3 protein-coding genes are annotated in these 3,495 nt (G+C 69.6%); all 3 read right to left on the bottom strand.

The window, feature by feature from the left end:
• Positions 1-1,287: DUF3526 domain-containing protein (locus tag RR928_RS12790; RefSeq protein ID WP_332682778.1), on the bottom strand; the 1,287-nt coding region annotated here is incomplete at its 3' end.
• Entirely contained in the window at positions 1,284-2,714 is a 1,431-nt protein-coding gene (locus RR928_RS12785; protein WP_332535449.1) for an ABC transporter permease, read from the bottom strand. The genes RR928_RS12790 and RR928_RS12785, both read right to left, overlap by 4 nt.
• Complete coding sequence (locus RR928_RS12780) at positions 2,711-3,472, bottom strand: ABC transporter ATP-binding protein (RefSeq protein ID WP_332682813.1); 762 nt, start codon at positions 3,470-3,472, stop codon at positions 2,711-2,713. Before RR928_RS12780 ends, RR928_RS12785 begins: the two co-directional genes overlap by 4 nt.
• Between the last annotated feature and the right edge of the window lie 23 nt (positions 3,473-3,495).

Genomic DNA, 3,495 nt, shown 5'->3' with positions numbered 1-3,495 from the left:
CACCCACAGCTGCGCGCCCCACGATACCGGGGCATGCGCCGGCGCGCTAAAGCGCGGCAGCCGGGCGAAGTCCGCGGCACCGAACCGGCGCTCATTGAACAGATACGGGTAGAAGAAGTGGCGCACTTCGGCATGGAATGCCGCGGTCCGGTCCTGGAAGGCCAACTGGGCCTGCAGGTCGGTGTCGGCCGCGCGGTGCAGCACCGTCTGCGCGCCCACGCCGGGCAGCAGCCAGCCCAGGCGCTCGGTCCATGCCTGGCGTGCGAGCAGGCCGGCGCGGTACTCGGCCACCGGTTGCGCCACGCTGTCGTCGCCCAGCTGGTGAAAGGCAAAGTACCACTTCCAGTGGAAGCCCGCGGGCAGGGGCGCGGTGTGCTTGAACTGCGGATGGCCGGCCAGGAAGCGCTGCATGGTCTGCTCGCGCGGCACTTCCCAGGCGCCATGCACGGCCTGGCGCTGGGCCAGCATCAGGTCCACTCCCTGGTGCACGGGCAGGGCACGCGTCAGCGCCACGTTGGCCAGCGCGGGCAGCACCAGCGTCAGCAGCACCCAGGCGCCCATCAGCGCCGTGGCGTTGGCCACCGAGCGCCAGCCGCGGCGCGCGACCCCGAGCGACAGGCCTGCCCAGAACGCCAGATAGCTGGCAATCACGGCCAGCACCACGCCAGCGGACAGCGGCGTGGCGCCAGAAAGCACCAGGCCGGCGAGCACCGGCAGCGCCAGGGCCGCCAACAGCAGCGCATAGCGCAGCAGCGCGCGCCGCCGCCACAGCCGCCCGCCTTCGGGCAGCGACAGCAGCAGGCGCAGCCGGCCCGACTGGCGCTCGCCCGACACCAGGTCGTGCAGCAAGGCAATGACGAACAGCGGGGCGAGATAGATCAGCACAAAGGCAAAGTCAAAGCGCCCGGGCAGGGCCAGCTCGGGGTTGAAGGTCTCGCCTTCGTACAGCTGGGCCTGCAGGCCCAGGGCGCGCACGCGCAGCGCCTGGGGCGCGACATCGCGCAGGCCCATGGCCAGAAAGGCGGTGGCCGAGGGTGGGTCCCAGGTGCTGTGAAAGGCGTAGTAGGCAGGGTTGCCCGCGTCCGGGCTGTCGGCATAGCGCGCGGTCACCGCGGCCGCATCCTGCGCCTGCAGCGGCGCGAGCCGCGCAATCGTCTGCCGCTGGCGCGCGCTTTCGTGCAGGCCCGACCAGACGGCCAGCGCCGACAGTGCCAGCAGCAGCACCAGGGTAGCGAGCGACAGCCGCGAGCGCGCGATCAGGCGCAGTTCATGGATCAGCCAGTTCATCGCACATTCCTTTCAAGACGGCGGCCCGCGCGCCAGGCCAGGCCGGCCAGCGCGGCCAGCCACAGCAGCAGGACCAGGGCCGCAGGTGCGGCACGGCCCAGTGTCAAGGCCAGGGGTTCGGCCCGGTATTCAAAGGCCGGGAATTTCTGCCAATGCGTATGCGAAATGCGTTTGCTTCGGGCGGGGTTGGTTTCATCGGCGTAGCTCAGCGCCTCGGCGTGCAGCCGGTTGAGGCCCTGCACCAGGTCATAGCGGTATTGCTCGCCCTGCTCGATGAAGCGCTGGAAGCTCAGCAGGTCCGTGCCCGAGGCCGCCATCGACAGCCGGCGCAGCGCCAGTGTGGGCGCCAGCCAGGAAAAGCCGTCGACCAGCGCGTTCTGCTGGCGCTGGCGATCGAAAGCCGCGGCCGCATAGCGGTTGAACAGTTCGGTCGACTGGCGTTCGCCTTCCATGCTGACCGCGCCCTTGAAGTTGACCGGAAGGTCTTCGATGCGCGTCACGCCATGCTTGCTGAGCAATGCATCGCGGAACTCGGCGAACTTCGGGTCTTCGGGATTGTGCGCATCGCCCAGCGCCTGGTAGTCGCGCTCGACCTTGATCTGGGTCTCGAAGCGCGTGGGCAAGGCAATGGCGGTGTTTGCCAGATCGGGCACCCAGCGCGGCAGCAGTATGACCAGCACCGCCCAGGCGGCCAGCAATACCAGCAGCGCGTCGCGCCCGCGCGCGCACAGCGTGGAGATCCAGACCACGGCCAACGACCACAGCAGCAGCCAGGCCGCATAGCCGGCGGCCAGCAGCAGCGCCAACGACCAGGGCGCCTGGCCGCTGGCCGCGAACCAGGCAAGTGCCAGCAGCGCGGGCGCCAGCACCAGTCCGGTGAAGCCCGACAGCGCCAGCAGCTTGCCGCCCACGATCTGCGCGCCGGCCACGCCCTGGGCCAGCAGCAGGCGCAAGGTGCCCGACTCGCGTTCGCGCGCCACGCCCGCATGCCCGACAAAGACCAACAGCAGCGGCGCCAGAACCTGCAGCACGAAGGCCGGCGTCAGCTGGCCAAAGCGCATCAGCAGCGACGACTGGCGCACATCGCCGAAGTTGGCGCTGTTTTGCCGGTGGCCCTCGAGGAACAAGGTGTTGCCGGTATAGGCGTCGATGCCGGGATCGAAGGCCGCCAGCGGATTGAGGGGGCGAAACAGGAAATGCCCGTAATGCACCACCCGGTGCGGGTGGCGGTCGGGCTGCTGCGCGAACTGTTCGTTGGCCTGGGCCTGGTAGCGCGCGCGTTCGGCATTGGCGTGGTGCTGGTGCTCATGCGCGGTCAGCGTGGCAACCAGCATCAGCACGCTCACCAGCAACAGGCCGAACAGCGCCACGCGGTCGCGAAACAGCGCGCGCCATTCCTCGCGCGCAATGCGGCGGACGGTGCTCATGCGCTGCGCTCCAATGCGTCGGCCTGGCCGGCGTAGCGCCGGTGCAGCGCGCGCACATCAAAGCGCTCATCGCCGGCGGCCGCGACTTCCTCGACCAGGCGCCCGCCATCGAGAAAGCCTATGCGGTCGGCGACATCGGCGGCGCCCAGCAGGTCGTGCGTGACCATCAGAATCGCCACGCCCTGGGCGCGCAGCAGTTGCAGCAGGCGGCTGAACTCGGCCGTGGCCTGCGGGTCCAGGCCCGAGGTGGGTTCGTCAAGCAGCAGTGCCGGCACCTGGCGCGCCAGCGCCAGTGCAATCGCCACTTTCTGGCGCATGCCCTTGGAGAAGCCGCCCACGCGCCGATCGAAGACTTGGCCCTGCAGGCCCGCGGCGGCCAGCGCGCGCGCGATGGCGTCCGGCGCGGGGTTCTGCCCGGCGAGATCAAGCAGGTAGGCGACGTTCTCGCGCGCCGTCAGGTGCTCGTAGAGCGCGACATTCTCGGGAATATAGGCAAGGTGGCGGCGGGCTTCGCCCGGCTGCGCCACGGGATCGACGCCGTGCACGCGCACCTGGCCTGCCGTGGGCGCGACAAAGCCCAGGAACAGGCTCAGCGCCGTGGTCTTGCCCGCGCCGTTGGCGCCCAGCAGCGCATAGATCTCGCCCGCGCGTATGCGCAGATCGAGCTGGTGCAGTATGGTCCTGCCGCCGTAGCCGGCAACGACGCCCAGGGCTTCGAGCGTCCAGGCGCGGGAAGCTTCGCGAATGTCTATCGTCATGAACTGTGCTGTGAATTTGCTTT

It is taken from the genome of Comamonas sp. (assembly GCF_036666375.1).
Lineage (GTDB): Bacteria > Pseudomonadota > Gammaproteobacteria > Burkholderiales > Burkholderiaceae_C > Comamonas.
The sequence above is the reverse complement of the archived record's forward strand: the minus strand, read 5'-3'. Positions and strand labels throughout refer to the sequence as shown.